This window comes from Aquiflexum sp. (genome assembly GCF_041751335.1).
Classification (GTDB): Bacteria; Bacteroidota; Bacteroidia; order Cytophagales; family Cyclobacteriaceae; genus Aquiflexum.
Genome location: NZ_JBGSXS010000153.1, coordinates 1 through 1,767, shown reverse-complemented (window position 1 = coordinate 1,767; position 1,767 = coordinate 1). Strand labels below are relative to the sequence as shown.

Below are 1,767 nucleotides of genomic sequence, written 5' to 3'. Positions count from 1 at the left end.
ATGGCTGTCCTGATTTTTAAGGGCCAAAAGTAATTTGGTGTAGGTATCAAAAGTAAAATCTCTCATCCTTCTTACCGGGTTCTTATGAATATTTCCTGATGCAACCGTCAGATAAAATGTTACATTTGGTTGGATATTCTTGGTCTGTCAAATAAAATATCATGCCATTTTATAAATAGACGGGCTAAGAAGAGTTATGATCTTGAAATTTTATAATTATAACCTGTTCTATCGAAATTTGATAAAGGGAACTATTGAGTAACATCTTTTAGTGCCGATATTTTTCAAAATTTAACACGAATTCTTTTAAAAAGCCAGTTACATCAATTTTATCCTCCAACAATTTTTCTTGTCTTTGCTTATACTTATTACTAGATTTTGGTTCACTTAAAATTTGTACTCCTTTGTGAATAGCCCTTCTAATATCTGCAGGGCTTTCAGAAAAATTATATACAAGCCCATATTTTTTCTCCTGCTCTTGTGTATATTCTCTGGAGGTAGAATCGATAAAGATTGCAGGAACACCCAACACCGCAGCCTCAGACGACATGGTTCCACTTTCGCCAAAAACAAGTTTGCAATGAGCCATCAAATCAAAAATATCGGTTGGGTTAATGTTAATCTCGTATGGTTTAAGCTCATCTGCCAATTCTGATTCAGAAGAAATTAGTACGTGACCATATTGAGAAAAGGTTGTAGCGGCTTCAATTTTTAAAGATGGAGAAATACCCTGATGGTTAATATCATGGGTTGCATTCCAGGATACAAAACGAAGAAGGATAATGTTTTGATTTGGATCTAAACGATACTTATCTAAAACAGTTAAATTAGGAATGAAGCGATTAGGGTGCAAATAAGCAAGCTCATGATATCCCGGATAGGTGATCGCCTTTCTGCCAAGATCCTTTGTAAAAGAATCCGAAATCAAAATGACATCGGTGAAGGCTTTGTACCATGTGATTTGTTCCATATTACCGGTATCTTCAAAAGATATATGCGGTCTGCCAATCATGAAAGAGATATGCGCTGCATAGATGGAACCATGACTTAAAAGATAGTCTGGCTTAAATTTTCTGGCTACTTTCAATAGCTTCCATTCAAAATAGAAAAGGCCTAATATTTTTGATAAAAGTCCTTTCTTAGTTTTACCCAAAGAAATGTAGGGAAGATTATAAGCCATGAGTAATAGTATGGTCAAATCCTTATCTCTTGCAGTGAACAGAATCTCATGACCTTCTTCTTTCATTTCTGTTGCAAATAGTCGAAAAAGATGGACGTGAGCCGGGTGCCCTATGTCAAATAAAAGCTTCAATCATTAAGAATTCATGATAGATAAGTAAAATGACCGCTGCCCTCTCAATTCGTAGAATAGAATTCTGCCACTAAAAAGCCTTATTAAATAGATGTTTTCTTATCGGAGAGACGACAATAGTTCTAATGCGCTTCGTGATATTTCATATATTCAAACCTGGTGCCATAGCTGAGCAATCCGCCCACTCCCACACCGTTGAGTACAATGCAAAGATTTGTCAGTTTCTGATCCTTTATCAGATCATTGAGATAGTGCAATTGATGTCTCCTTGTTGTGCCCACTCTCACAACAAACAAAGTAGCATCGGCCAATTTATTTATTTCAAAAGCATCGGCAACCGGTCCAATTGGAGGTGCATCTAAAAGAATAAAATCGTAATTTGATTTAAGATCTTTTATCAATTCATGCAATCTGGGAGATAGTATCATTTCTCCGGGATTGGGAGGTGTAGGTCC

2 protein-coding genes are annotated in these 1,767 nt (G+C 36.2%); both read right to left on the bottom strand.

The window, feature by feature from the left end:
• Positions 1 to 268 precede the first annotated feature (268 nt).
• Positions 269 to 1,312, bottom strand: a complete 1,044-nt coding sequence (locus tag ACEW8U_RS08480) for a DUF354 domain-containing protein (RefSeq protein WP_373521611.1) — start codon at positions 1,310 to 1,312, stop codon at positions 269 to 271.
• A gap of 122 nt (positions 1,313 to 1,434) precedes the next feature.
• The coding region (locus tag ACEW8U_RS08475; RefSeq protein ID WP_373521610.1) for a tyrosine-protein kinase family protein at positions 1,435 to 1,767 on the bottom strand (333 nt) is incomplete at its 5' end.